At 58.6% G+C, this 23,676-nt stretch carries 27 protein-coding genes and 3 pseudogenes; 17 read left to right on the top strand and 13 right to left on the bottom strand.

All coding sequences use genetic code 11. From position 1 onward, the window contains the following. The first annotated feature begins 66 nt into the window (after positions 1-66). From HB778_RS31960 to HB778_RS31945, 5 genes and pseudogenes are all read left to right on the top strand, one after another. Positions 67-1,086 carry a YihY/virulence factor BrkB family protein gene (locus tag HB778_RS31960; RefSeq protein ID WP_183459693.1) on the top strand — a complete coding sequence of 340 codons (1,020 nt, stop codon included), beginning with the start codon at positions 67-69 and terminating at the stop codon, positions 1,084-1,086. A 275-nt stretch (positions 1,087-1,361) separates the two neighbouring features. Further along, positions 1,362-7,077 (top strand): annotated as a pseudogene (locus HB778_RS31955) (HAMP domain-containing protein). 58 nt (positions 7,078-7,135) lie between these two features. Continuing rightward, positions 7,136-8,896 (top strand): response regulator, encoded by a 1,761-nt coding sequence (locus HB778_RS31950; RefSeq protein WP_244661715.1) that lies wholly within the window; start codon positions 7,136-7,138, stop codon positions 8,894-8,896. Continuing rightward, positions 8,893-9,162 carry a response regulator gene (locus HB778_RS41920; RefSeq protein ID WP_244661714.1) on the top strand — a complete coding sequence of 90 codons (270 nt, stop codon included), beginning with the start codon at positions 8,893-8,895 and terminating at the stop codon, positions 9,160-9,162. Before HB778_RS31950 ends, HB778_RS41920 begins: the two co-directional genes overlap by 4 nt. 774 nt (positions 9,163-9,936) lie before the next feature. Next, positions 9,937-10,221, top strand: coding sequence for a hypothetical protein (locus HB778_RS31945; protein WP_432421279.1), 285 nt, complete (start codon positions 9,937-9,939; stop codon positions 10,219-10,221). A gap of 265 nt (positions 10,222-10,486) precedes the next feature. Here HB778_RS31945 and HB778_RS31940 read toward each other — a convergent pair whose 3' ends face one another. Beyond that, the gene (locus HB778_RS31940) at positions 10,487-10,690 is read right to left on the bottom strand and encodes a CsbD family protein (RefSeq protein ID WP_183459691.1); all 204 of its coding nucleotides are present in this window, start codon (positions 10,688-10,690) and stop codon (positions 10,487-10,489) included. 304 nt (positions 10,691-10,994) lie between these two features. On the opposite strand from HB778_RS31940, the gene HB778_RS31935 reads away from it, so the two are divergent. Next, a complete protein-coding gene (locus HB778_RS31935) occupies positions 10,995-11,204 on the top strand; it encodes a hypothetical protein (RefSeq protein WP_183465297.1) in 210 nt (69 codons plus the stop codon). A gap of 228 nt (positions 11,205-11,432) precedes the next feature. Here the strand turns inward: HB778_RS31935 and HB778_RS31930 are convergent, their stop codons facing one another. The 4 genes from HB778_RS31930 to HB778_RS31915 form a co-directional block, all read right to left on the bottom strand. Beyond that, a complete protein-coding gene (locus HB778_RS31930) occupies positions 11,433-11,786 on the bottom strand; it encodes a hypothetical protein (RefSeq protein ID WP_183459689.1) in 354 nt (117 codons plus the stop codon). A 349-nt stretch (positions 11,787-12,135) separates the two neighbouring features. Then, positions 12,136-12,423: a DUF982 domain-containing protein gene (locus HB778_RS31925; RefSeq protein WP_244661713.1), complete on the bottom strand. Its 288-nt coding sequence runs from the start codon at positions 12,421-12,423 to the stop codon at positions 12,136-12,138. An 11-nt stretch (positions 12,424-12,434) separates the two neighbouring features. Continuing rightward, entirely contained in the window at positions 12,435-12,863 is a 429-nt protein-coding gene (locus tag HB778_RS31920; RefSeq protein ID WP_348524646.1) for a DUF982 domain-containing protein, read from the bottom strand. Between the two features lie 55 nt (positions 12,864-12,918). Then, entirely contained in the window at positions 12,919-13,383 is a 465-nt protein-coding gene (locus tag HB778_RS31915) for an Hsp20 family protein (protein ID WP_183465294.1), read from the bottom strand. Positions 13,384-13,941: 558 nt separating this feature from the next. Here HB778_RS31915 and HB778_RS31910 point away from each other — a divergent pair. Together HB778_RS31910 and HB778_RS31905 are read left to right on the top strand one after the other, a co-directional pair. Further along, entirely contained in the window at positions 13,942-14,403 is a 462-nt protein-coding gene (locus HB778_RS31910) for a YidB family protein (protein WP_183459687.1), read from the top strand. Positions 14,404-14,725: 322 nt separating this feature from the next. Beyond that, on the top strand, positions 14,726-14,944 hold the full coding sequence (locus HB778_RS31905; protein ID WP_183459685.1) for a DUF768 domain-containing protein: 219 nt from the start codon (positions 14,726-14,728) through the stop codon (positions 14,942-14,944). Here the strand turns inward: HB778_RS31905 and HB778_RS41915 are convergent. Further along, complete coding sequence (locus HB778_RS41915; protein WP_244662021.1) at positions 14,893-15,072, bottom strand: hypothetical protein; 180 nt, start codon at positions 15,070-15,072, stop codon at positions 14,893-14,895. The genes HB778_RS31905 and HB778_RS41915 overlap by 52 nt on opposite strands. Between HB778_RS41915 and HB778_RS31900 the strand changes: the two genes are divergently transcribed. Further along, positions 14,992-15,480: a hypothetical protein gene (locus HB778_RS31900; protein ID WP_183459683.1), complete on the top strand. Its 489-nt coding sequence runs from the start codon at positions 14,992-14,994 to the stop codon at positions 15,478-15,480. The two genes, HB778_RS41915 and HB778_RS31900, sit on opposite strands and share 81 nt — an antisense overlap. A gap of 67 nt (positions 15,481-15,547) precedes the next feature. On the opposite strand, the gene HB778_RS31895 is transcribed toward HB778_RS31900, so the two are convergent. Together HB778_RS31895 and HB778_RS31890 are read right to left on the bottom strand one after the other, a co-directional pair. After that, positions 15,548-16,240, bottom strand: a complete 693-nt coding sequence (locus HB778_RS31895; RefSeq protein ID WP_183459681.1) for an SOS response-associated peptidase — start codon at positions 16,238-16,240, stop codon at positions 15,548-15,550. 27 nt (positions 16,241-16,267) lie between these two features. After that, entirely contained in the window at positions 16,268-16,549 is a 282-nt protein-coding gene (locus HB778_RS31890; protein ID WP_183459679.1) for a hypothetical protein, read from the bottom strand. A gap of 141 nt (positions 16,550-16,690) precedes the next feature. Between HB778_RS31890 and HB778_RS31885 the strand changes: the two genes are divergently transcribed. Beyond that, positions 16,691-16,960, top strand: coding sequence for a hypothetical protein (locus tag HB778_RS31885; RefSeq protein ID WP_095198539.1), 270 nt, complete (start codon positions 16,691-16,693; stop codon positions 16,958-16,960). An 11-nt stretch (positions 16,961-16,971) separates the two neighbouring features. Here the strand turns inward: HB778_RS31885 and HB778_RS31880 are convergent, their stop codons facing one another. Together HB778_RS31880 and HB778_RS31875 are read right to left on the bottom strand one after the other, a co-directional pair. Next, positions 16,972-17,217, bottom strand: coding sequence for a hypothetical protein (locus HB778_RS31880; protein ID WP_244661712.1), 246 nt, complete (start codon positions 17,215-17,217; stop codon positions 16,972-16,974). Positions 17,218-17,499: 282 nt separating this feature from the next. After that, the gene (locus tag HB778_RS31875; RefSeq protein WP_183459677.1) at positions 17,500-17,763 is read right to left on the bottom strand and encodes a hypothetical protein; all 264 of its coding nucleotides are present in this window, start codon (positions 17,761-17,763) and stop codon (positions 17,500-17,502) included. Between the two features lie 89 nt (positions 17,764-17,852). Here HB778_RS31875 and HB778_RS31870 point away from each other — a divergent pair. Beyond that, positions 17,853-18,014 (top strand): annotated as a pseudogene (locus tag HB778_RS31870) (hypothetical protein). A gap of 61 nt (positions 18,015-18,075) precedes the next feature. Here HB778_RS31870 and HB778_RS31865 read toward each other — a convergent pair. Both HB778_RS31865 and HB778_RS31860 read right to left on the bottom strand, forming a co-directional pair. After that, a complete protein-coding gene (locus HB778_RS31865; RefSeq protein ID WP_183459675.1) occupies positions 18,076-18,270 on the bottom strand; it encodes a hypothetical protein in 195 nt (64 codons plus the stop codon). Between the two features lie 431 nt (positions 18,271-18,701). Continuing rightward, on the bottom strand, positions 18,702-18,935 hold the full coding sequence (locus HB778_RS31860; RefSeq protein ID WP_095198534.1) for a hypothetical protein: 234 nt from the start codon (positions 18,933-18,935) through the stop codon (positions 18,702-18,704). 256 nt (positions 18,936-19,191) lie between these two features. Here HB778_RS31860 and HB778_RS31855 point away from each other — a divergent pair, with 256 nt between their 5' ends. From HB778_RS31855 to HB778_RS43150, 4 genes are all read left to right on the top strand, one after another. Then, positions 19,192-19,356: a hypothetical protein gene (locus HB778_RS31855; protein ID WP_183459673.1), complete on the top strand. Its 165-nt coding sequence runs from the start codon at positions 19,192-19,194 to the stop codon at positions 19,354-19,356. Between the two features lie 688 nt (positions 19,357-20,044). Next, the gene (locus tag HB778_RS31850) at positions 20,045-20,212 is read left to right on the top strand and encodes a hypothetical protein (protein ID WP_183459671.1); all 168 of its coding nucleotides are present in this window, start codon (positions 20,045-20,047) and stop codon (positions 20,210-20,212) included. Next, complete coding sequence (locus tag HB778_RS43155; protein WP_183459669.1) at positions 20,209-20,529, top strand: DUF768 domain-containing protein; 321 nt, start codon at positions 20,209-20,211, stop codon at positions 20,527-20,529. Before HB778_RS31850 ends, HB778_RS43155 begins: the two co-directional genes overlap by 4 nt. A gap of 113 nt (positions 20,530-20,642) precedes the next feature. Next, a complete protein-coding gene (locus tag HB778_RS43150) occupies positions 20,643-21,332 on the top strand; it encodes a hypothetical protein (protein ID WP_183459667.1) in 690 nt (229 codons plus the stop codon). Between the two features lie 13 nt (positions 21,333-21,345). Here HB778_RS43150 and HB778_RS31835 read toward each other — a convergent pair whose 3' ends face one another. Then, positions 21,346-21,510 (bottom strand): hypothetical protein, encoded by a 165-nt coding sequence (locus HB778_RS31835; RefSeq protein ID WP_179297812.1) that lies wholly within the window; start codon positions 21,508-21,510, stop codon positions 21,346-21,348. A gap of 943 nt (positions 21,511-22,453) precedes the next feature. Here HB778_RS31835 and HB778_RS31830 point away from each other — a divergent pair. Together HB778_RS31830 and dnaE2 are read left to right on the top strand one after the other, a co-directional pair. Next, the gene (locus HB778_RS31830; RefSeq protein WP_244661710.1) at positions 22,454-23,245 is read left to right on the top strand and encodes a class I SAM-dependent DNA methyltransferase; all 792 of its coding nucleotides are present in this window, start codon (positions 22,454-22,456) and stop codon (positions 23,243-23,245) included. Between the two features lie 27 nt (positions 23,246-23,272). Continuing rightward, a pseudogene (gene dnaE2 / locus HB778_RS31825) lies at positions 23,273-23,620 on the top strand (error-prone DNA polymerase); the annotation flags it as partial. Positions 23,621-23,676: the final 56 nt, after the last annotated feature.

The following is a 23,676-nucleotide window of genomic DNA, read 5'->3' as shown; positions in this document are numbered from 1 at the left end:
CCGGAAGTTCTGGCGCATTGCTAATGAACGCTGTTTGAAAATGCTGCAAATACCTATGGACGCAAAATGCGCCGCTCGATCACAAATCCATGGGACTTGGTCAGAGAGAGCGTAGTCGGATTTGTCAATGACAATGCACTTAGTCATGGTGCGGCAATGGCTTTTTACGCGACCACCTCGTTAGCACCCATTTTGCTGATTGTGGTTGCTATCGCAGGACTGGTTTTTGGTCAGGATGCTGCAAGATTGGCTTTGTCTGCCCAGATTTCGGGGCTGATGGGCCCAGAAAGCGCGGATCTCCTTCAGACAGCACTGGAGAGCGCCTCGAATAGGTTGTCCGGAAGCTGGGCCGCGGTGATAGGGGTAGCCACCTTATTGGTGGCGGCATCCGGTGTCTTTGGGGAAATGCAGCAATCGCTAAACACGATCTGGAAGGTTGAACCTCAGGGAAATTCCCTGTCACGTCTGCTCCGCGCTCGTGCAGCAAGTCTCGGGTTGGTTGCCGCGCTCGGTTTCATGTTACTCGTGTCCCTCGTTGCCAGCGCAGCAATATCGGCGCTGGGAAATATCATCAACGCTCACCTGCCGTTTGGTACAATAGTCCTTGGCACGATCAACGCGATCGTTTCGTTTGCCCTGATCTCAGGGATGTTTGCCGCAATCTACAAAGTTTTGCCTGATCGAACCCTCGAATGGCGCGACGTGGGCATTGGCGCCGTTGTCACCGCTGCCCTGTTCACGTTCGGGAAGTCGCTTATCGGCTGGTATATCGGCTCCAGCGCGGTCGCGTCCTCATATGGGGCGGCCGGTGGGCTGCTCGTGATACTCCTCTGGGTTTACTACTCATCAGAAATTTTTCTTCTCGGCGCCGAATTCACGCGCGCCTATTCCGTTCGACACGGCAGTAGGTCGGATCTGGCCCCGCTGGTTCACAGTGCTGTGCTAGCAGCAAACGTCCCATTTCGCGCAACGAAAAGATCCGACTCTGCAGGCGTGGTCGCCGTCCTTGCGGTAGCGTGCGCGAGCGCGACGATGACCGCGCTTATGATGGGTCTCCGGCGTTTTCATTCTGACAGGGATAGCTGACCCACGCTGGACCGGAGGCGCAAGCCCTTGTCCAGAGTTTGGCCGCCGGGGATGCCGAGTCCCACGGCGGCGTTCAGGTATCGGAGGGCGAGTCCTTTTGGCACTGTGGCGCTGATTGGCGTCTGGTGACGCGGGCTTCCAAATAGAACCTTAGGATGGGGCGCAGCTCTGCCCACGGAACAAACGTGGAAGTGCCGCGTTTCCGGTTGCGGCGGGATGTACCGTTTGGCCGCAGGGGGCAATCTAATCTTAGGGCTGGGAGTGGGGCTGTGACTGTGCAGGCATCCAAAAAGCAGTTGGACCGTCGAAGCATTCTGAATTCTCTAAAAGCCTTTCGGCGCGGTGATTTCTCCGTCCGCATCGACAATGTCTATGAAGGCATCGATTCCGAGATCGCAGAAATCTTCAATGAGATCGTCGATCTGAACGATCAAGTGACGCATGAATTCGAGCGGCTCAGCAAGGTTGTCGGCAAGGATGGACGTATAGGCGAACGTGGCCGCGTCCGAAACGCCACTGGTAGTTGGGAATCCAGTGTCCGGTCCGTCAATGATCTGATCGAAGACATGGTCCAGCCCACAGCTGAAGTCGCCCGCGTCATCGGTGCCGTCGCCAAGGGCGACCTATCGCAAACGATGATGGTCGAGATCGACGGCCGGCCGCTGCGCGGTGAATTTCTGCGCATTGGCAAGATCGTCAACACCATGGTTGGTCAGCTTGCCTCCTTCGCCTCCGAGGTGACGCGCGTGGCGCGCGAAGTCGGCACCGAAGGCAAGCTCGGCGGCCAGGCGCGCGTGAAAGGTGTTGCCGGGACTTGGAAAGATTTGACCGACAACGTCAACGCCATGGCAACGAACCTGACCGGCCAGGTGCGAAACATCGCCGAAGTGACGACAGCGGTTGCATCCGGAGACCTGTCGAAAAAGATCACGGTCGACGTGAAGGGCGAAATCCTGGAACTGAAGAACACGATCAACACGATGGTCGACCAGCTCAATTCCTTCGCTTCGGAAGTGACGCGCGTGGCGCGCGAGGTCGGCACTGAAGGCAAGCTCGGCGGCCAGGCGCGCGTCGAAGGTGTCGGCGGGACATGGAAGGATCTGACCGACAATGTGAATTCCATGGCGGAGAATCTGACCGGCCAAGTACGCAATATCGCCGAGGTGACGACGGCCGTCGCCTTGGGCGACCTCTCGAAGAAGATCACGGTCGATGTGAAAGGCGAAATCCTTGAGCTGAAATCGACCATCAACACGATGGTCGATCAGCTCAATTCCTTCGCCGGCGAGGTGACGCGCGTCGCGCGCGAAGTTGGCACCGAAGGCAAGCTTGGCGGCCAGGCGCAGGTGCGCGGCGTTGCGGGCACGTGGAAGGATCTCACTGACAACGTCAACTCGATGGCTGAAAACCTCACCGGACAGGTGCGCAACATCGCCGAGGTAACGACTGCGGTTGCCTCTGGAGACTTGTCGAAGAAGATCACCGTGGCGGTTCAAGGTGAAATCCTGGAGTTGAAGGACACCATCAACACGATGGTCGACCAGCTAAACTCATTCGCCTCGGAGGTGACGCGCGTGGCGCGCGAGGTCGGCACCGAAGGCAAGCTCGGCGGCCAGGCCGAGGTCAAAGGCGTCGGCGGCACGTGGAAGGATCTGACCGATAACGTCAATCTGATGGCCGCCAATCTGACCGGGCAGGTGCGCAACATTGCCGAGGTGACGACGGCCGTGGCGCGCGGCGACCTGTCCAAGAAAATCACCGTCGACGTCAAGGGCGAAATCCTCGAGCTCAAGGATACCGTCAACACGATGGTCGATCAGTTGAATTCGTTCGCCTCGGAAGTCACGCGCGTCGCGCGCGAAGTCGGTTCGGAAGGCAAGCTCGGCGGACAGGCCCATGTCGAAGGCGTCGGCGGTACCTGGAAGGACCTGACCGACAACGTCAACGCCATGGCCGGCAATCTGACGGTGCAGTTGCGCGACGTGTCCAAGGTGGCGACCGCCATTGCCACAGGCGACCTGACGCAAAAGATCACGGTCGATGCGCTGGGCGAGATCCTGCAGATTAAGGACGTCATCAACACGATGGTGGATCAGCTAAATTCCTTCGCGTCGGAGGTGACGCGCGTGGCGCGCGAGGTCGGCTCCGACGGCAAGCTGGGCGGCCAGGCACAGGTGCGTGGCGTCGCCGGCACATGGAAGGATTTGACTGATAACGTCAATGCCATGGCGGCGAACCTCACCGGCCAGGTGCGCAACATCGCCGAAGTGACCACGGCTGTGGCGCTTGGCGATCTATCGAAGAAGATCACCGTCGACGTCCGCGGCGAGATTCTGGAATTGAAGGACACGATCAACACGATGGTGGACCAGCTCAATTCCTTCGCGTCGGAAGTCACACGTGTGGCGCGCGAGGTCGGCACCGAAGGCAAGCTTGGAGGCCAGGCGCAGGTACGCGGCGTTGCCGGCACTTGGAAAGACCTGACCGACAATGTGAACTCCATGGCGGAGAACCTGACCGGCCAGGTGCGCAACATCGCCGAAGTGACAACCGCTGTGGCGCGCGGTGACCTCTCCAAAAAGATCACGGTCGACGTCAAGGGCGAAATCCTTGAGCTTAAGTCGACCATCAACACTATGGTTGACCAGCTCAACTCCTTTGCCGGCGAGGTGACCCGCGTGGCGCGCGAGGTTGGCACCGAGGGCAAGCTTGGTGGTCAGGCCCGCGTCGAAGGGGTCGCCGGGACTTGGAAGGACCTGACCGACAACGTCAACCTGATGGCGACGAATCTGACCAATCAGGTGCGTGGCATCGCCGAAGTCGTGACAGCGGTCGCGCAGGGCAATCTCAAGCGCAAACTGACGGTGGACGCGAAGGGCGAAATCGCCTCGCTGGCCGACACCATCAACGGCATGATCGAGACGCTCGCTACCTTCGCCGACCAGGTGACCAATGTCGCGCGTGAAGTGGGCATCGAAGGCAAGCTCGGCGGACAGGCGCGTGTGCCTGGCGCCGCCGGCCTTTGGCGCGATCTCACCGACAACGTCAATCAGCTCGCTGCCAATCTGACCACCCAGGTGCGTGCCATTGCCGAGGTTTCGACGGCGGTGACCAAGGGCGATCTCACCCGCTCGATCAGCGTCGAAGCCTCCGGTGAAGTCGCCGCGCTCAAGGACAACATCAACGAAATGATCCGCAATCTGAAAGATCAGACACTAAAGAATGCTGAGCAGGATTGGTTGAAGACCAATCTCGCGCGATTTTCGCGGATGCTCCAGGGCGAACGCGACCTTGCCACCGTCTCGCGGCTGATCATGTCCGAGCTCGCCCCGCTGGTGAACGCGCAATACGGGGTCTTCTACGTCACCAATCGCGACGAGGATGAATCCTATCTTGAGCTCGCGGCGTCCTATGGCGCCGAAAGCAAGGCCGCCATCAAACAGCGTCTCGATCTGCGCGAAGGTCTGGTCGGGCAAAGCGCTGCCGACAAGCGTGCCATTATGCTAGACAATGTGCCGCCGGAATTCCTGCGCGTCACGTCAGGTCTCGGCAGCGCCTCGCCGGCCAACGTCATCATCCTTCCCGCCTTGTTCGAGGATGAGGTCAAAGCCGTGATCGAACTTGCTTCGTTCGGGGAATTCCGCGACACGCACCAGTCGTTCCTCAATCAGCTGATGGAGTCCGTCGGCATCGTTCTGAACACCATTGCCGCGACGATGCGCACCGAGGGACTGCTCAAGCAGTCGCAGCTACTGACCTCCGAACTGCAGGCGCGCCAGACCGAACTGACAAAGAAGCAAGAAGAGCTGCATGCGACGAACGAGGAGTTGCAGGAAAAGGCGCAGCTGCTCGAAAACGAAAAGAAGCAGGTGGAAAACAAGAACCTCGAAATCGAGATGGCACGGCGCGCTCTGGAGGAAAAAGCCGAGCAGCTGGCGCTTACCTCGAAGTACAAGTCCGAGTTCTTGGCCAATATGAGCCACGAACTGCGTACCCCGCTCAATTCGCTGCTCATTCTGTCAAACCTGCTCGCGGCCAACCAGCAAGGCAATCTCAACGAGAAACAGGTTGAGTTTGCACGCACGATCAACTCCGCAGGCACAGATCTCCTCAGCCTCATCAACGACATCCTCGATCTTTCGAAGATCGAGTCCGGTACGGTCTCCATCGACATCAACGATATGCCAGTGACGCATCTGCGGCAGCATATGGAGCGTACGTTCCGTCAGTTGGCAGCAGACAAGGGCCTTGGCTTCACCATCAAGGTGGACCCGGCTCTCCCGGAAACTGTCCGCACGGACGAGAAGCGCCTGCAGCAGATTGTCCTGAACCTGCTTTCGAACGCATTCAAATTTACCTCGGAGGGCGAGGTCAGCCTGAACTTCCGAGTTGAAAAAGACCGGCCGGCGCAACGGCTCGGCGCACTCCGCGAAGGCCCTGGCGATTGCTGTGACCGACACCGGCATCGGCATTCCAGAAGACAAGCAGAAACTCATCTTCGAGGCCTTCCAACAGGCCGATGGCACCACCAGCCGCAAATATGGCGGCACCGGGCTTGGGCTCTCGATTAGCCGGGAGATTGCGCGCTTGCTTGGCGGCGAGTTGCGGGTTGAAAGCACGCCGGGGAAGGGCTCGACATTCACCCTTGTCATCCCCTTCACGGGTCCCCGGGTCGCGGCAGCGCAATCGGCCTTACCGCCGCAAGCGGACGCTGTTGCCGCGCCGGCATCGCTCGGCAGTCCGCCTTCGGCAGAGCTGATCGATGACCGCGATTCCATCGCGCCGACCGATCGCGTCGTGCTGATCGTAGAGGACGATCCGACCTTTGGCGGGTTGCTGCTTGGTCTCGCGCGTTCGGCCGGCCTTAAAGGCGTCTTGTCGAACGCCGGTTCCGGCACCCTGGCCCTGGCTCGCAAACTGGTTCCCGACGCCATTACGCTTGATCTCGGGCTCTCGGATATCGACGGCTGGGTGCTTTTCGACCTGTTGCGCCATGATCAGAAGACCAGGGGCATCCCCGTCCACGTCATCTCGGGTGCCGAGGATATCGGAAGTCTTGCGCGCAAGGGGGCGTCGAGCATTTCCACCAAGCCTGTCTCCTCCGATGAACTCATGAAGGTGTTCCAGGATATCCATTCCAGGAAGCTGCGCATTCAGCGTCGCGTTCTGGTCGCCGACCCAGATCCGGAGCGCCGGCTATCGCTCGTCGAAGCGATCCGCGACGGCGTGACCTCGGTCACTGCGGTCGGCCGCTTCGCGGCAAACGCGGATGACATCGGCATGGCTTCATACGATGCCGTGGTGCTCGGCTGCGGGCGCTCCGCCAAAGACAACGCACAAGCGCTGGACGAGGTCACTGGCCAATTCGGCGAAGCTTTGCCGCAGCTGCTGTTCTTTGCCCCTCATCCTGATGCGCTTGAACAGGTGCTGGCGTTGAACCCGGCGCTTGCAAATGCGCCGCGGGCTGAGAATTTTGCTCAGCTGGCGCTACATATCTCGGCAACACTGCCGGGAGAAGGACGGGAAGACGACGACGGACCAGGAACCGAACAGACCGGCAAGTCCGATCTGGCGGGGGCGAAGGTTCTCATCGTCGACGACGATATCCGCAACATCTACTCGCTCACCAGTGTCCTGGAGACCTACGATATACAGGTGCTGCATGCGGAACGCGGCCGAGACGGTATCGCGCTGCTGGAACAGATTCCCGATGTTGACGCAGCTTTGATCGATATCATGATGCCGGAGATGGACGGCTACGAGACGATGCGGCGCATTCGCGGGGCGCCGGCGATCGCTCACATCCCGCTCATTTCCGTTACTGCCAAAGCGATGAAGGGCGATCGGCAGAAATGTCTGGACGCCGGTGCTTCCGATTACATCGCCAAGCCGGTCGATCTTGATCTGCTGCTGGCATTGCTTCGCGTCTGGATAGGTCGTTCCCGGGCACGCGCGGAGAACCCGGAACAAATGCTCGTGGCAGTGAACTGACGGCTGGTCCATGCAAAAGCCTCCGAGAAACAGGATAGGAAAAGTTGAGGCGGGGCAATTGGCCGAGGGACCGACAAGGGCACGGATCCTTGCCGTCGACGACGATGAACGCAATCTTCTGGCGATCAGCGAAGTGCTCGCCTCGACCGGCGACGTTATCTGCGCCCAATCGGGCGAAGAGGCGTTGCGCTATCTGCTGAAGGAGGACTTCGCCGTCATCCTCCTGGATGTCCTCATGCCGGGGATAGACGGCTATGAGACGGCAGCGCTCATCCGCCAGCGCGAGCAATCCAAGCGCACGCCGATCATCTTCCTCACCGCCATCAACAAGGAGGAGGCTCACATGCTGCGCGGCTATGATGCCGGCGCGGTCGACTATGTGTTCAAGCCATTCGATCCGATCATGCTGCGTTCGAAAGTCGCGGTTTTCGTAGAACTCCACGAGAAGACGCTGGAGATCCAGCGGAAGGCTGCGACCGAGCAGGCACTGCTGGCACAGGCGCTCCAGGCGCAGAAGGACAAACTTCAGGCCGAGCGGGCCCTGCGCAACGCGGAGGAACGGCAGGATGCCATTTTGAGTTCGCTGCCGGTCTGCTTCCATGCGCGGGCAGCCGCGCCGCCCTTCGCGGCGCGCTTTGTCACCAAGGGTGTCGAGCGCCTAACCGGGTTTTCGCCTGAAGATCTGACTTCGGATCCTGCCTTCGGACTCAGCCGGGTCCACCCCGAGGATCTACCCAGGCTGGAACAAGCGCTGTTGGCGGCAAAAACCACCGGCTCCTACACGTGCGAATTCCGCTGGCAGTGCGCCAACGGCGAATACCGCATCTTTCTTGACCAGGGTGTGATGTCGAACGGCTCGGACGGCCGCGAGCCAGAGATACTCGGTACGTTCCTTGACGTCACCGAGCGGCGCGGCCTTGAGGATCAGCTGCTGCAATCGCAGCGTCTTGACGCAATCGGCAAGCTCACGGGTGGCCTGGCTCATGATTTCAACAATCTGCTTGCTGCTATTCTGAGCGGATTAGGATTGCTCGAACGCCGTGGCATACTCGATGATCAGGCAAGACAGGTTGTCGAACTGCTGCGGCGCTCTGCCAACCAAGGCACCGATCTCGTCGCTCGGATGCTTGCCTTCTCGCGCCGTCAAACTCTGAAACCCGAAGCGGTGCGGCTTGCTGCCTTTGGCGATACCATGAACGGCTTGGTGGCTCCCGTTTTAGGAGGTCTTATCCGCTTCGATTGGCAAATCGACGATACGGTATGGCCGGTCCGCGTCGACGCCGGACAGCTTGAGCTTGCCTTGATGAATCTTGTTTTCAATGCGCGCGACGCCATGCCTTCTGGAGGAACGATATCGGTTCACGCGCAAAACCGCTCGGTTGCAAACCGATCGGAGGACGTTCCGGCGGGCGACTATGTCGTTGTGACGGTCAGAGACACGGGATCCGGCATCGCACCTGATATTCTCACAAAGGTCATCGAGCCTTTCTTCACCACAAAACCCGTTGGGAAGGGAACGGGTCTAGGTCTCAGCACGGTCTACGGCTTTATGAAGCAGTCCGGCGGCACGTTGCGTATCGACAGCGTCGTCGATCGTGGAACATCCATGCAACTGTGGCTACCACGCTCGGTCGAAGAACCCGCCACTCCGTCAGTGGAAGCCGATATCGAGCAAATGCTTCCAGGAGCCCGCAGCGAGCGCCCGTCCATCCTTTTGATCGATGACAGTAACGCGTTGCGCCACCTGACAGCCGAGTCGCTACGCCAGCGCGGTTTTGAGGTTACCTGCGCGGGGGAGGGGCGGAGGCGCTGGCGATGATCGAACGTGCCCCCCACGATTTCGATGTCATCGTTACCGACTTCGCCATGCCACTCGTATCAGGAGTGGACGTCATCCGATCCGCACGCAATCTGCGCTCTGATTGGCCGGCGGTTATCATCACGGGCTACGCCGACGCGGAGGAAATCGCCGATCGGCCGACGGACGTGCCGCTGCTCGGCAAGCCCTTCCGCGACAAGGATCTGCTCGAAAGCATTTTCCTCGCTATTGCCAACGCGGAGCCGCCAAAGATCAAGACAGGCTAGCGGGATGGGGGGATTGGTTAGCAGCAAACGGCGCTGATTTTTTTGCTGCTGAAATTCAAGTTCGCGATAGCAAGCTCGTCGGCGTCGCGCTTTGCCACGCGGGAGCCAGCATTAGGCGTCGGCACGCAGGGCAGTACCGCCGACTTTTGGAGGCTGGAAGCGGTCGGGGATGATCTGTGGCCAGCGCGGTTTGCCGGTGAAGACAACTGCCTGAAAGTCCGCACTGGGTGACGCCATTGGTCACGCCGCCAAACAACAAGTTAGAATAGACTAAAATATCCGAAATGGTGCGATCGCGGACCCTTGGCCAGCCGCACTGGGCACGATCTCTCAAACACATGGACCGCTGCGGACGGGGACAGTCGGTCCCGCGTCCCGTCCTGCGGCCGGCCCTATGCTTACGCTCCTACGGCTGTCCGGTTCACCGCCCAGCGGGGGCGAATTTCCTACGTTCTACGCGCGACACTCGTCCGCGGTTGCGCATGCGCGCAGAACTGCGGTTATGCGCCGTTTTCCTTACAGCGCCAACAGTCGCCGGCGCGGCGTCGGGATAAGATGGCCTTCGCCCCCATCGTCCTGACAGCAGGCCGCATGGCGTTCAAGGACAGACGAGTGCATCAGCGCCAAACGCTGCCATTTCCGATCTTCGACATCGTATTGCCTGTCTCGAACCCGAAAATAGACGAGACGTTTTTCAATCTGAAGCCGGAAAAGCGGTGGAACCGAGTTCAGAGGATGACGTTTTTCCGGAAGGTCACACTGGATGACCTAACCATGGAGGAAACAATGATCAAGACGCTCTCAGCGGGCGCGATGCTCGCAATCATGGCTGGTTCGGCTCTGGCTGGCAGTACATCCGCGCTCGACGACCCGGCAAAGATGTCGCCGTTCTTCACTGATGCCGGCATGAAAACCTTGAAGACGGAAAAGGATTTCAAGACCGCGTGGATGGCCATGAAACCCGACGAACAGAAGGCGGTGTTGAAAGACTGCGGCGACACCACAATCAACAAGTCGCACGCGGATTTCTGCGCCATGGCAAAGATGATGGGCGGCTGAATGTAGGTTGAACGTCGAAGGCGGGCGCGCCGAGCCCGCCTTCTAATAACTGCAGGCGAGAGCCGTAACGGGGGAAGTAGCCAGCAGGCGATGCCGCAACCGCGGACATCCAGAACGGGACAGCCACCCCCCGCCGGCTAGTCGTTCTCTCAGCGCGTCTCAATCCAGTGTTCTCCAACCGCTGAACATACCGATGATGGTACGACGGCGCCGCCAACCAGACAGGCAATGAAGCGCCGCCGCGCATGCGGCGGCGGGCTCTCTCTTACCAACCTTGCCTGCTGTACCAGTCGTCGATATCGCGACGGGCGCGATCCCGTTCGATGCCGTAGCGCTCCTGGATTTTACCTTCAAGTTGATCGCGTTTGCCAGCGATCCGATCAAGGTCATCGTCGGTGAGTTTTCCCCATTGTTCTTTGACCTTACCCTTCACCTGCTTCCAGTTCCCCTCCACGCGGTTCCAGTCCATGACGACCTCCTTCGTTTGAAAAAAAGCGGAACGTCGTTTCGCCACAGAAGTTCCAGGCGACCGGAGCCCCGTCGTCTGGCGCTGATGGGCAGATGGCGCCCGCGTTAGAGTTCCGGAACTATTTTAGCCCAAGCTTATTGAACCTTTCGTGAGAGTTCCGTGCATGCGTTGGAAGTGCGTCGCGCCCTTGATGCCGACCTTTGTCAAGCATCCTTCGGAAAGCGACGGCTGGATTCGCGAAGCGAAGGTCGACGGCTACCCACTCGCAATTGAACATCGCTGCGGGATTTGCGTGAGGACAAACATGCCAATACGAAAAAAGGCGACTGAGGCAGGTATTTTCGATCCATCCGAGGTGGCTTTGCTCGGCAGGGTTTTTGAGCACTTGAGGCTCGACAATCAGTCGCCGGAAGCGCGGGACGCCATCGCCTCCCGGATCATTGCCAACTACATGGCCGGCATCCAAGACGAGGCTGAACTTGTCTCGCTTTCAAAACAGCCCTTGGGGCGCTAGCGGGGAGGATGCCGGCGCCCAGTCCGACAGCGAGGCATAGGAGGAGCTAGGCGGCAAAGTCGAGGGCGCGTAATCGCTAATAGGATCGCTCAAAAAATTAGCGATCGCTAAAATTACTCCTTGGCGTTTAAGCGCGCCGTAATCTGCCGAGAACGATAAAAGCCGGAACCAGTCACGGAGGCTGGCAAGCCGACATTGGAGGAAACGATGAAAAGGCTCCCCTTGCTGTTAGCGGCTTCTGTCGGTGCGCTGGGGATTTTCACGGCAGCTAATGCCTTCGCAAGTCAGGTCTCCGATCACGGCGGTCCAGCGACCGTCAATGCGCCAAGCGATGATGGGCAGGGTGTCATCACCGGCGATCGGAACGATGATGATGCGGTCGAAACCGAAGCCAGCGATGGCCACCATGGTGACGAAAGCGCGGCTGCCGGCCAGCAAAAGGGTGGTGACGACCACGGTGAGAAATCCGGTGATGACAGCGGTGAGCACCAGAGCGGCGAGCATGCTGGCGGCGAGGGTGGCGGCAGCGGTGGTAGCGGGGGCGAGGGTGGCGGCAGCGGTGGCGGCGGTGACGACTGACACAGGCGGGTGGCCTCCTGGTCCCGCCGAAGCCTCAGCCCTCGCGGCGAGCTTCCGCGTCTTATGACGTCGCAGTCAGTCTCTTTGCCGCCAAGTACATGATGGCTGAAGCTATGCGCGTCCGGTTCCAACCGGCGGCTTCGGCTCTGTCTATCAGATCATCAAGATCGGCCGTCAAAGCATCCTGGCAGTCGGCGTCATATGAAGTTGCGGTTACCTGATGGACAGGCTGTCTAATTTCAGTTCCCTTCGTCATCGACCATGCTCTCTCGGGCGACGCTTGGCGCCGCTGTTCGTCCACTTAGCTAGGGAGGCGGCCACCAGTCATGGGGACCGCCTCGTTTTCTGCATTTTAGACGTGGCGCGGGCTCAGGTTCCTGGAAGGTGCAGGCTCAATGCCGTCCTCCATGAGAATGTCCTTCTTGCGAGCGAACGCTATGAAGATGCCTCGTGCAGTCTCGGGTTCTACATCGCCAATCAACGCGGCTTTGCGCGCGCGAATGGCCGCTTTCTGCTCGGGGCTGTTGCCACACCATTCCGCTGCGAATTGATAGGCGTCTGCGACCGTGTTGAGTTGGCGGGGAAAGCCTAATCCCACCCACACGCGAACGGGTTTTTCAAAAGGTTTCGATAGCATCATTGACCTCCTTTCTAGGCAGTCACTCTTCCGCCTTGATCACCTTTGCCCGTCATCCACGGCATCGTCATCGAAACTTCCTCAAGGATTCTGGCTGCTTTCGCAAAACCGCTGAACGCGTCTCTGGCTGCAGACAGCGGATAGTCGCTATCGAAAGCCCGCTGACAGGCGCGCAACGCGGTCTGGTGGATAGGGCCACGCCTGTCCTTCGGCCATTCATAGAGGAATTCCAGCGCGTCCTCGAGACAGGCGATTTCCTGGACAAGATTGTTGCCGCTTTTGACGAAGACGGCGCCGTCGAACATCCGATCGTTCATATGATCCTCCAAATCGAACGAACCATGAAGTTTTAAGGTTTTGCGGGTCCAGGCCGACTGCGCGCAGGCGATAGAGGCGCGCCAGTTACTTTTTGCCGTAAAGTGATCATTTCCTTTTCTCCGCAATCGGAGCCTCCCAGCCGAGGCCGGGAGGCGGACCGCAGTTCAAAGTGACAGAGGGCTACGCGGCTTTACGCGCGCGGTCCGTGTTTTGCTGGATCTGAGTGGCGGCCGTCGGCGTGTCACCCACGCCAATGCTGATGCGGCGCGGCTTCAGCTCTTCGGGAATCTCACGGACAATGTCGATCGTGAGGAGGCCATTCTCCAAGTTGGCTGCCTTGATCTTCATATGGTCGGCTAACCTGAACGATTGCCTGAAGCTGCGATAGGCAAGGCCCTGATGGAGAAGCTGGCGCCCACTCTGGTCATCAGCCTTCTGGCCAACCACGACTAGTTCGGGACCGTGCTGGGTCAACTCGACCTCGTCCTGGCTGAAGCCGGCGATGGCCATGGCGATGCGGTAGTCATTCTCGCCGACCTTCTCGATGTTGTAGGGAGGCCAGTCTGGGCGCGTGCCGCTGTCGAGCATGTCGAAAAGGCGGTCGAAACCGACCGTGGTGCGATAGAGGGTGTCAAAGGTTCTTATAGCCACATTCTCCTTGAAGCAACATGGGTACAAGGGCGCCGTCCATGCGGCGCCGCCACTTTTGCCGAGCCCCTATGGCCTCGGCGAAAATCGAATTAGGAATCGTCCCAAATGAGTTCAAGAGCAACTCGAAATTTTTTGGCGTCCACCCTTGGCATCAACGGAAAGCGCACTCTGTGCTCTAGCAACCGACATCTTGAACGTTCGACATGCGCTGGCTCGTTCCCAGCTACTCCAGACCAATTGCCCGTTGGCTTCGGCCGGCGGGCTTTTCGCGTCTCATGGAACCGCAAAATCATTCGCAAGTTCACAGGCATGCAGCGTCCCTTCCCTGGGTAGCGCTGTTGACCGAGACCTAAGCATCGGTCGGCCCGCCGCTGCCGTGAATGGAGCGGCGGGCCACTTATTTCCTAACAGGGAACTTGATGATCGTCGCCCCGGGCAGCCCGTGTCCTGGCTCTTCGTGCCAAAACACCTGGCGCATTATCAGGTCGCCCCTGCAGGTGGAACCTTTGCGGGCACGAAACCTTCTCCCTATGACATCAGGGAGGAAGACCAATGGCAAATCTTGGAAGAATGGCTGTCGCTATGCTCGGCATTCTGGCTTACCAAAATCGTGAGAAGATCGGAGATTTGATCCGCGGTGCGGGAAATACCGATCCGAACAACCCTCAAGGCGGGCTCTTGGATCAGGTATCCAAGAATGTCTCCGGGACGGGGTTTGGGGACATCCTCGACCGCTTCAGAAATGCGGGAGCAGGGTCGAAGGTGGATTCGTGGGTCAGCAGCGGCCCGAACCAGCCGATCGAACCGAAGGATGTCGAAACGGCCATAGACGAGGACACACTCACCTCGCTTTCGATGCAAACTGGCCTGTCTCGCGATGAACTGATTGCCAGGATTACGAAAGACTTGCCCGAGGCGGTCGATAAGCTGACGCCACGCGGCGAACTGCCTGCGGCGAGCGATGAGATCACACTCCTCGATCAGGTCCCGCCACATCCCACCGCACGAACCTAAACCTTCGCCCTGCGACGGAACATTTCTATCGGGGCAGCATTCAAGGTCGGTCAGCCAACGGAGGCTTTCCATGACCCAAAGGCGGATCGATAAGGAACGAATCGAGCGTGCAGATCGCGAGGCGAAGCTGGCAATCGAGGCGGAGCGCGTAGCCAGAAGTGCGAAGACTGAGCGACTACGAGCACAACGCCTGCTGGCGGCACCACCCGTCGATAAGCCGGCTCCCGTCAAGCGTCGTCGAGCAGCCCCGAAGAAGCCAGCCCGAAAGATTATCGAGGTTGAGTAAGGCGGAACTTAAACCTGCGGGCGAGCTTATCGCGACATGAGCTCGCGCGGAATCAACTTCCTCGACCAATGGATCGCCAACAACGTCCCCGAGACGACGAACGCAGATGCCATCTCGGTAGACGAACTTACGCACAAGCTCATCGCCGACGCCAAGGCACTCGGCATTAAGCGGGGCGAGATCGATGAGGAGGTCGACAGCCTCTACCGCACGAATACTTCGCCGCCGGCAAATAGCACTGTCGGTGGCCCATAATCACCCAACGCCGGATCGGCGTCACGGCACCAAGCTATGACGCCGACATGTTGCCCAGCAAGCGCCATAGCGGTGCGGATGGCGCGCTCTTCGCTCTGCTGATCAGTCGGACCATACGCCGTGAACAACTCGCCATCTTCGTCGCGGTCGAACGCCACGACGACGATCAGCTTCGGTTTCTTCTGGCCGGGAAGGACGTGATCCGACATTCAGTGCGTCTTACCGGAGCGCAGCTCCAGTTCGATCTTGTTGAGCGCCTTGGTCAGAACTTCGACCGCCTGCAAATTGATGGCGAAGTCGAAGTTACCTTCTGCCGTCTCGAATATCAGAACTCCCACCTTGGTCTCGTCGTCAATCAACATGCCCATCCCAATGCCGGTCGGCATGTACGGTGGTCTATCTGGCATGGTCTTCCTCCTTCAAAGGCGCCGATCGCCATGCTCGCGGTGTTCGAAGCAATACCAATGCGATGGCTTTCTCGGCCGGGCAAAACCAAACGGTGCGCGCTTGGCGCATCCAGAAACTCACAGACATGATTTTCGATCCTGGCGCGCTCGTGTGGAAATGCTGTCATGCCTTCGGCAAGCTTGATCGGTTCGTCGCTCATAGCAGCTTGATCGGCTCAATGAGCCCGGCATGATCGTTGGGCTGCTTGTTGATGGCGGCGGCGTTGACGTCACGGCCAACGCGGTAGAACTGCAACTGCCCGTCGACGTCGTGGCTGAGGATGTCCTTCAGGCCGCTACCAGGCGTCTTGGGGTCAAGCCAGGCGTCATAGTAGGCCGGGTCTAGGATGAGGGGCTGGCGATCATGGACTTGGTTGACCGGCGCCGCCGACGGTTCTGTGATTATCGTGCAACTGGTGATTTCGAGATTCGAATTGTGGGCCCATAGGCCTGCGAACGAGAATGGCGCGTGATCGGGTTGGAAGATGAACCACGGATCCTTCTTGCCGTCGGCGGGCGATATCGTCCATTCGTAATAGCCGTCGGCCGGGATCAGGCAACGCTTTGATTTGAAGGCGTCACGGTATGCCGGCGTTGTGTCGACGCTTTCGATACGAGCGTTGAACATCTGTCCCTTTGGCATTTCCTTCGCCCAGAACGGTACCAGCCACCATCTACCAGTGCGCAGCTTGTGGTTGCCATCTTCCCCAGCCGTTATGAACGGGACTTCATCAGTAGGAGCGATGTTGTAGCGAGGGGCGTCGTTGCGCCCGATTTCGGCCGGCGCCGTCAACCGGTAGAGCCGGTGGATCTCCGACCAGGACAGATATCTGGTGTAGCGACCACACATAGCGTTGCCCCTAGTCGTGTTTCGGCATCAGTGGCGCACGCGGCCAGCGTTCTTGCTCTCCCGGATATAGATGTCGATCTGGTGGCGTATGGCCTCCGAAAGCGACAAAGCGAGATCGAGGTCTTCCGGATAGTTCGCCAAAGTCCATATGGCCGTCAGTTCGGCAATGGCCTGCTTTTGACTGACATCGGTGAGGCCGCGCATTTGCTTCGCCATCTTGTTGACGGCTCGATGAATGACGGGCCGCTCGCGCTTTACGATGGCATAGAGTTCGGGCTGTTCGCATTCGGTAGCAATGATCGGTTTCATTGTTGTGTCTCCAATTTGCCAACAGTGAACAAAATGAGAACACGAGAGTCAATACCCCTTGACCTGACAGGAATATGTTCCTCATTTCAAGGTATGCCAGAGCAACCAGAAAAGTGGCCGAAGGGCGCACCTTGGACGTTGATGCATGCCCACAATGCAGGGCAGGTGGCGCGTATCCGGTGCGGCCATTGCAACATTAAGCGCTTCTATAAGCCGCTGGAATTGCGGGAAGTGATCGGCAACGTCACCGCCGATCAGCTAAGGACAAAGGTCCGCTGCGAAAAATGCAAGCGCAAAGAATCGATGAGCGCTGAGTTATTTCATCCGGTCGGCCAAGAGCTTGAAACGATCCGGTTCCGGCGCCTGGTTGAGATCCGATGGGAAAAGCGCGTGATCTGGAAGGATGAGTGAAGGATAGCTGCCTAGCGGCCCTTAACCTTGCCGACCAGATGGATCACCGGCCTTGACGGGCTGGCCTCTTTGAGAAGTTTCAGAGCTTCCTCGCGGGTAAGACCGCACCTGCGGGCATAAAAGTCAGCTTCGGCCACGCGTTCGCGGTCGATTGGCTCTTCGCGGCGCTGCTTTGCTTTCTTGCCCCCGGCACGAAAACACCGGGTCGGCAGCGAACGTTCCTCAGGGTGAAAAATATATCCGGCTGCCTTGCTCATTGCTCACTTAGCGTCACACCATTGGGTAAATTCCACGCCACCGGCAATCAGGGCCGCCTGGATGGACTGGAGATTTCTAGCCTGCACGTTGGGCACGTCATCGACACGCTCGGCACGCTGGATTGCTGGATAGGAGGGCGCTCGGTATCAAGCGCGGCGAAATCGATGAAGAGGTTAACAGCCTATCCTCGACGCGATTGTGCATTATGATCCGGGTCTAACGGAATGAGCGCTCGCGCCCTGAGTTTCTCGACGATCGGCTGGACAGGCTGGCCAAAAGGGCTATTGAAGGCGCATCTGCCTCGCGCCTGTCATTAGGTCCGCAAGCGCATCTCTGAGTTCCGCAGCGGCATGGTCGGCCATCGCCGGATCATCCGCGACGACAGAGGTTATCCTGTCCACATTTTCCAGCAAGCGTTGTTCGAAACCTTCGACGACAGGCTCCGGCGTATCAGAACTTACCAATACAAGATTGTAGATTTCCATGAGCATGTATTCGATCGCCACGAGGCGCATCTCTTGCTTTACCGTGTCGTCGGTTGTCATTTTCTGCATCCTCCCTCTTGCATGCCTCGATCCAGTCGAGGAATATAATCCCACGTTGCGGCGAAACCCTCAAAAACGGAGATCGCCAAATGGCCAGATCAAAACTTTCCAAACAGTTATCGCAGGCTGAGATCGAGCGTTTCCTGGTGGCAGCGGAAGCACAAGAGCATTGTGAAGCCGCTCATATCGCACCATTGCGACCATTACCGCTCTACGCGGATCTGCATGAGGCGCTGTTGAAGGCCGTATGAGAAATCACCGGAAAGGAAGTGGAGTTCATCCGGTGGTTTGGAGGGGGCTCGGCCTAGTGATCTAGCGGGCTACAATCCAGTCGATAATGTCCGGATCAATTTCATCAAGCTCGGTGAGTTCGAGCGCGAGAAGTCTCGCATACTGGCGGCGCTCACCTTCGGAAATGCGCCTTTCCACAATGGACTTTCTGAAGGCGCTGCGAATGATGTCGCAGTCTAAAGACGTCATCCTTTTGTCTGAATGGTCGTCTGCCATTTCGATCTCCCGCGTATTGGCGGGAGCACCTGAGTTGGCTTCCAAGCGCCCGTTTGCCGGATAAGGCGGGCGACAGGAGATTTGTACGCTTCCGACAATTGGTTAGCGAGTCAAATTAGTGCCGGCCTGTCAGGAACAACACAGGACCGGTGCGGCCGCCTACGGCTGGGGTAGTGCCTACAGGCGGCACAATGGCTAGGGCCTTCGATGCGGCCCGGCAGCCGTCGTTGGGGTGTTGTATTGACTGGCCGCCGGGCCTGGCCGACTCATCCGCGGCGAGCCGACCGGCGCGACCGTAATATTAGCAGGTCTGCAACATAACCCTGCGTGGGCGTTTTCCCCCGGTATCGTCCCATTTTGGGACGGCGTTCTGGCATTGCTCTTGCGTCAGATAGTGTGCCGGCTAATCCCGGCCCTGATCGCGTACCTGATCAGGTAGTAGGCTCGCCGGGCTTGAGGTGGTTGGGGTCTTCGCCCGGCGGGTTTCCATTCTCAGTGGCGAGAGCGGCCCGGCAACCCTGCGCAGCTTTGATCACGGCCTTGCGGCTGTTTCCGTGTTTTAGGATCAACTCCCAGACCAGGTCGGCAGGCAAACCGTTCTCCGAAGCGAAACATTCGACCTGATGGTCGTGAATAGCATCATGCCAAGGCTTAAAGCCGCCCATTTGGGCCTCCGCTCTAGGCGCCGCATGGCAAGTATATGCGGTGCCGCTAATATAAGCGAAACGTGCGAACGAAGGACGCTACGACCCTGGCCTATCCGATCGGCAAATGCGGCCCGGCACCTATAGATTGGGATGTGAATAGGACGCCGGGCCTAACCGGCGGGCTATTTGTGAGCGGTAGCGACGTCGGCTGGGCAATACATACGTTCATGCTAATATAGGCGCAGCGTACGAACGAAGGACACGACGGCCGTTGATGACCGACAAGCCTGCAACGACCTACGTTGTCAGCGTATTCGAGAAGCCGCACTGGCGGACCGTGCTTACCACCAAGGACAAGCAGAAGGCGTTGGATTTGGCCAAGGAGATCGGCGACAAGGTGCGGGTGGAGGAAATCACTCCGAAGCCGAAGAAGCGCTGAAAAGGGAACTTGCAGCCCTACTTCTCGGCAGCATCTCGATGAGCGGACGGTATTTTGCCAGGCTTAGGGTTTTGGTCGTCCGGCACGCCATTGAACGCCGAGTTGCGGCTTTCCCCTGCCGTACGTTCCACTTGCGTCGCTGGCAGCTCGAAGAACAACTCAAAAATAGACCATCCGACGGCCATCACAAAAAGGGTGGCCGCGAAGATTGTAAGAATGCCCCACCGTGGGCGTTTCTCCTCTGGAACATCGGGCGTTATCGAAATCCACACTGTGCGCCTGCTGCAAACCAATCGGATGCCCTCTTAACCCAGCGTGGGTCGAAATGTTCCAGGGCGACGAGGCGAACATGCGCTTTCTTTTCGGAACCATTTGCCCTGATTTCCCTTCATGCCGCATATGTGATGGGAGGTAGCTGTGGTAAGGCGGCGCATCGACAAAGACCGGATCGAGCGGGCAGATCGAGAATCGAAGCTGGCGATCGAGGCGGAGCGAGCGGCAAGAGACGCCAAGACAGCGCGCCTGCGCGAGGCGCGACTTTCAGGCGAAGCATTCGTCCAGAACGCGATTCTGGTCAAAGGTGATCGAGCACGCGTAAAGAAGAAGTTCTAAAAATCATACTAGGCAGGCGCTATCCATTGGTACGTTTCAGACATTGAACTTTTGCGCGGGTGGCGAATTTGGTTCTATGGCGGAGGAACCGAAACCATTCGATCCGAGAGCCGAGTTTGTGCGCAATGTGGCACGCGAGACCGGCATTACCGAGGAGCAGGTTAGGTACCTGATCGCGATGCTCGGCTACGATCATTCCTCCATCGTGCGGGAAGCCCGGATATTGAAGAAGGGTGAGGCATGAGCACGGGCGGCGTAGACTTCCTCGACAAATGGCTTGCCAACGAGGGCCCCGAGACGACGAAGGCAGATGTCATCTCGATCGATGAGTTGACGCACCAGTTGATTGCCGATGCCAATGCCATTGGGATCAAGCGCGGCGAAATCGACGAAGAGGTCGACCAAATGGCCAGAACCAAACCTTACAAGCAGATGTCGCAGGCTGACATCGAGACGTTCCTGGTGGCAGCCGAAGCGCTGCACAAGAGCATCGTGAGCCGCTCATATCACCTACATGCGATGACTACCGGGCAACGCGTGCCCCGTATGAGGCGCTGTTGAAAGCCGTTCGGGAGTAACCGGGAACGAAGTCCCGTTCATCCAGTGGTACACCACAGGACCGGTACTGCCGCCCGCGGCTTGACGGAACATTAGCTATCTCTAAAGGTTGTTGCGTGCGGCAGGTTGGTGCGCTCCATCTCCTGCCGAAGATCGGAACTCCGATCGGGCCCGCGCTCTTCTCCGCCAGAGGGGTGCGGGCTTTAGAGCGACAGGATGATGGAGATGGCGGACAGGGCTGCATCAGTCAACCGCCCGGCTTTAACCGGCAACAGGCCCGGCTCTCTCTTGTCGAGCAGCCGAGCCCCGAGCCCAAGTCGGCCCAATCAGTAGCCGCCGTTATCCATGACGACGTGATGATGACGGTGGTGCTTCCTGGTCACGATGACGACATCCGGGCGGTGATGATGCCGGCGGCCGTGATCGTAGAAGGCCTCTTGGCCGTGACGGCGGTGATGAAGGCGCCCCCCATCCCGATTGATGATAACCTCTCCGTTGTTCCAATGATGGTGGCGGTGATGACGATGCTGGTTCGTGGTCAGAACGATCGCATCGGCCGAGGCAATCGAAGGCACGGCGATGCAAATCGCCAGTGCGGCGAGGATGATTTTCATTTGATTCTCCTGAGTGTTACCCTTCGGGGGGTCAACTCGGCATCCAGCAATTTGTTCCCGCACACGGCGCGTCGGTCGTTTAGGGCCACACTAGCCGTGCTGTTGGCCTTTGCCCTCCAGCACATCATCAACGATATCTGCACGGATCTGCATACCAACTTTCCTGGCCGGTATTGGCCATCGCTGCCTTGAACCATGAGCGAAGCTATCTGGTCTTTTCCTTGCGGACATTATACAGTTCGTGAGTTTCCCTGATGATCTTGGCGGCTTCGTCTCTAGTGATGCCGACCCTGCGGGCATAGTATACGGCTTCCGCTCCAAGCCCGCCCTCTAACGGCGCATAAATCGCCTGCTTGGTCTTCTCCTTCACCTTCATTCCCATAGCGAATTATCGCACATTGCGGGACTTGACTGAAAGGCCGATCCTGATCGGAAGAAGATTGACACTGACATTGCCCCTTAGTGCTGAGAAATCCCACTCCGGCCTAAAAACGGAGCGTGATGACGTCGCCGAATTGGGTCTGCTTATCGACGCCATGCATGAAATTCGGGACGCGCCGCAGTGAAGCTTCAAATTTCCAACTGACCCACTAACCAAGCGATAGGTCACGTGCCGGTAGCACCCGTCACCTATCCTCCGGCATAGCGCAGCTTGGCGCGGCGCTGGGGGCCTCTAGTCGGCTTCTGAAGATAGCGCCCGAAGATCTTTAGCTTCTCTTCATAGCCAATACGCACCCTATCCTTGCAGCCTTCGCAATTGAAGACCCCGATCGTTCGGAGCCAAGACCCTGGCTTCACGATAGGATGCGAACAGACCGGGCATGAAAATTCGACCATAACGTCGCGCAGTTCATCGGACAAAGGCATTTCGTCATTGCTCCTCAATCCGATGCCCGCCACCTCCGGTGAGTTGGCGGGCATCGATCTGACCGGCGATGAAGAAGGGCACTTACTCGGCGATCGATGTCCTAACCACGCACGGTCATTCGGGTTGCAGGCCTCAGACCTTTGCGCACAACAGCCCGACCAAAGTCGTAAGACGAGGAGCTTTCAGCGGATGGATTGGCCGGCGACGACCGCGCGAGAAGCGTCGGAGCGGTAGCAGAGCGGCCAGCCGGAAACGCGCGGTGGTGACGCCGTCCAGGCACGAGCGAAAGGCCATGATCAGCGAAGTGGAGAAGCGGGCACCCTGAACTGACGCCCCTCTCGGCATGATCGGAATTCTGCCCCCTGCTATAATTTTTTGTAAGGTTTGCGTCATGTGATCGGATGAAGATCGATCGGGACGAGTGAAATCTATTGGCAAGCCCAGAATGGAGGTTGTTGTGATGGGCGGTTCTCGAGGTGATGTGTTGACCGAGCGGTCATTCGAGGGGAGCGCTTATAGCGATTACCGATCGAGCCATCAGACCCAAGGCTACGGCACCGATTACACCAAAACCTTCTGTTCCGGCTACTATGCTGCCTTGTGGTTGCGTATCGAACGCCCCCTTGTGGAAGGCATTCTCAGGCCTCTTGGCGGGCCGGATCGCAGCTGCCTCGACTTCGCGTGCGGCACGGGGCGCGTCACAACTGTTGCAGGCCCATTGTTCGGTGAGGTCGTTGGCGTCGACGTCTCTCAATCCATGCTTGCTTGCGCGCGGGTTCCGAGCAACGTCAAACTGGTGAAAGCCGATCTGACGGTTGCCCCCCTTTTCAGAAGATTCGACGTGGTTACAGCTTTTCGATTCTTCTTGAACGCTGAAGACACTCTTAGGCGGGACGCACTGTCGGCCATTCATGAGCATTTGAACGACGGTGGGTTGCTGGTTTCGAACATCCACATGAACGCAACCTCGCCAATGGGGCTTGTCTGCCGCTTTCTCAACCGAATTCGGGGGCGCGTCGTGCGCAGTACGTTGAGCATCCACGCATATCGCCAGATGCTCGTTTCCAACGGGTTTGTCGTCGAACGGGTCATCGGCTATGGGTTTTTGCCGCGGCCCGGGTGGCTGCTGCCAAGGCTTTGCGAAATGTTGGTCGGGCCTGTTGACACGATATGCTGGCGAGCTGGTATCCCGGCACGCTTTGCTCAGAATTTCTTAGTGGTCGCCAGAAAGCGATAGTCGCAAATCCGAGCTTGCCTTCATGCGGCGGCAACGATCGTCACCGCACGTGCCGACCAGCCCTTCGCATCTGTTGATGATCTCTGGCGTCACACCGGTGTTGCTGCTGCCTCCCTGGTCGAGCTCGCCCAGGCCCACGCGTTTGAACCCTCATTGTCGCTGGCGAGGCCTGAGGCTTTGTGGGCGATCAAGGCTCTGCGCGACGAGCCGCTGCCGCTGTTTGCGGCCGCCTCAACTCGCGAGCAACAACGGTGCCGGAGGTACAGGAGCCGAGCGTCACTTTACGGGCCATGACATCAGGCGGCGAGGTCGTTGAAGACTACGGGCATGTCGGGCTGACCTGCGCGATATCCTGTGTCCTTCCTGCGGAGCGACCGCGAGGCCTTGCAGCCTTACGTGCCATTCACTTGTCCTATCCCGAAGAGGCGCGT

The sequence above is a fragment of the Mesorhizobium huakuii genome, from assembly GCF_014189455.1.
Lineage (GTDB): Bacteria > Pseudomonadota > Alphaproteobacteria > Rhizobiales > Rhizobiaceae > Mesorhizobium > Mesorhizobium huakuii_A.
The sequence above is the reverse complement of the archived record's forward strand: the minus strand, read 5'-3'. Positions and strand labels throughout refer to the sequence as shown.

Bases quoted from the DNA above. Each gene is read 5' to 3' on its own strand.
- HB778_RS31895 (WP_183459681.1), bottom strand. From the start codon at position 16,240: ATGTGTGGTCGCTACACCAGATATCTGTCCTGGTCGGAGATCCACCGG.
- HB778_RS31925 (WP_244661713.1), bottom strand. From the start codon at position 12,423: ATGATGCTATCGAAACCTTTTGAAAAACCCGTTCGCGTGTGGGTGGGA.
- HB778_RS31875 (WP_183459677.1), bottom strand. From the start codon at position 17,763: ATGACAACCGACGACACGGTAAAGCAAGAGATGCGCCTCGTGGCGATC.
- HB778_RS31960 (WP_183459693.1), top strand. From the start codon at position 67: ATGCGCCGCTCGATCACAAATCCATGGGACTTGGTCAGAGAGAGCGTA.
- HB778_RS31935 (WP_183465297.1), top strand. From the start codon at position 10,995: ATGCCAATACGAAAAAAGGCGACTGAGGCAGGTATTTTCGATCCATCC.
- HB778_RS31905 (WP_183459685.1), top strand. From the start codon at position 14,726: ATGAGCTCGCGCGGAATCAACTTCCTCGACCAATGGATCGCCAACAAC.
- HB778_RS31855 (WP_183459673.1), top strand. From the start codon at position 19,192: ATGACCGACAAGCCTGCAACGACCTACGTTGTCAGCGTATTCGAGAAG.
- HB778_RS31910 (WP_183459687.1), top strand. From the start codon at position 13,942: ATGGCAAATCTTGGAAGAATGGCTGTCGCTATGCTCGGCATTCTGGCT.
- HB778_RS31860 (WP_095198534.1), bottom strand. From the start codon at position 18,935: ATGGGCGGCTTTAAGCCTTGGCATGATGCTATTCACGACCATCAGGTC.
- HB778_RS31885 (WP_095198539.1), top strand. From the start codon at position 16,691: ATGCATGCCCACAATGCAGGGCAGGTGGCGCGTATCCGGTGCGGCCAT.
- HB778_RS31945 (WP_432421279.1), top strand. From the start codon at position 9,937: ATGGAGGAAACAATGATCAAGACGCTCTCAGCGGGCGCGATGCTCGCA.
- HB778_RS41920 (WP_244661714.1), top strand. From the start codon at position 8,893: ATGATCGAACGTGCCCCCCACGATTTCGATGTCATCGTTACCGACTTC.
- HB778_RS31830 (WP_244661710.1), top strand. From the start codon at position 22,454: ATGGAGGTTGTTGTGATGGGCGGTTCTCGAGGTGATGTGTTGACCGAG.
- HB778_RS31850 (WP_183459671.1), top strand. From the start codon at position 20,045: ATGGCGGAGGAACCGAAACCATTCGATCCGAGAGCCGAGTTTGTGCGC.
- HB778_RS31880 (WP_244661712.1), bottom strand. From the start codon at position 17,217: ATGAGCAAGGCAGCCGGATATATTTTTCACCCTGAGGAACGTTCGCTG.
- HB778_RS43155 (WP_183459669.1), top strand. From the start codon at position 20,209: ATGAGCACGGGCGGCGTAGACTTCCTCGACAAATGGCTTGCCAACGAG.
- HB778_RS31940 (WP_183459691.1), bottom strand. From the start codon at position 10,690: ATGGACTGGAACCGCGTGGAGGGGAACTGGAAGCAGGTGAAGGGTAAG.
- HB778_RS31900 (WP_183459683.1), top strand. From the start codon at position 14,992: ATGTTGCCCAGCAAGCGCCATAGCGGTGCGGATGGCGCGCTCTTCGCT.
- HB778_RS31890 (WP_183459679.1), bottom strand. From the start codon at position 16,549: ATGAAACCGATCATTGCTACCGAATGCGAACAGCCCGAACTCTATGCC.
- HB778_RS31865 (WP_183459675.1), bottom strand. From the start codon at position 18,270: ATGGCAGACGACCATTCAGACAAAAGGATGACGTCTTTAGACTGCGAC.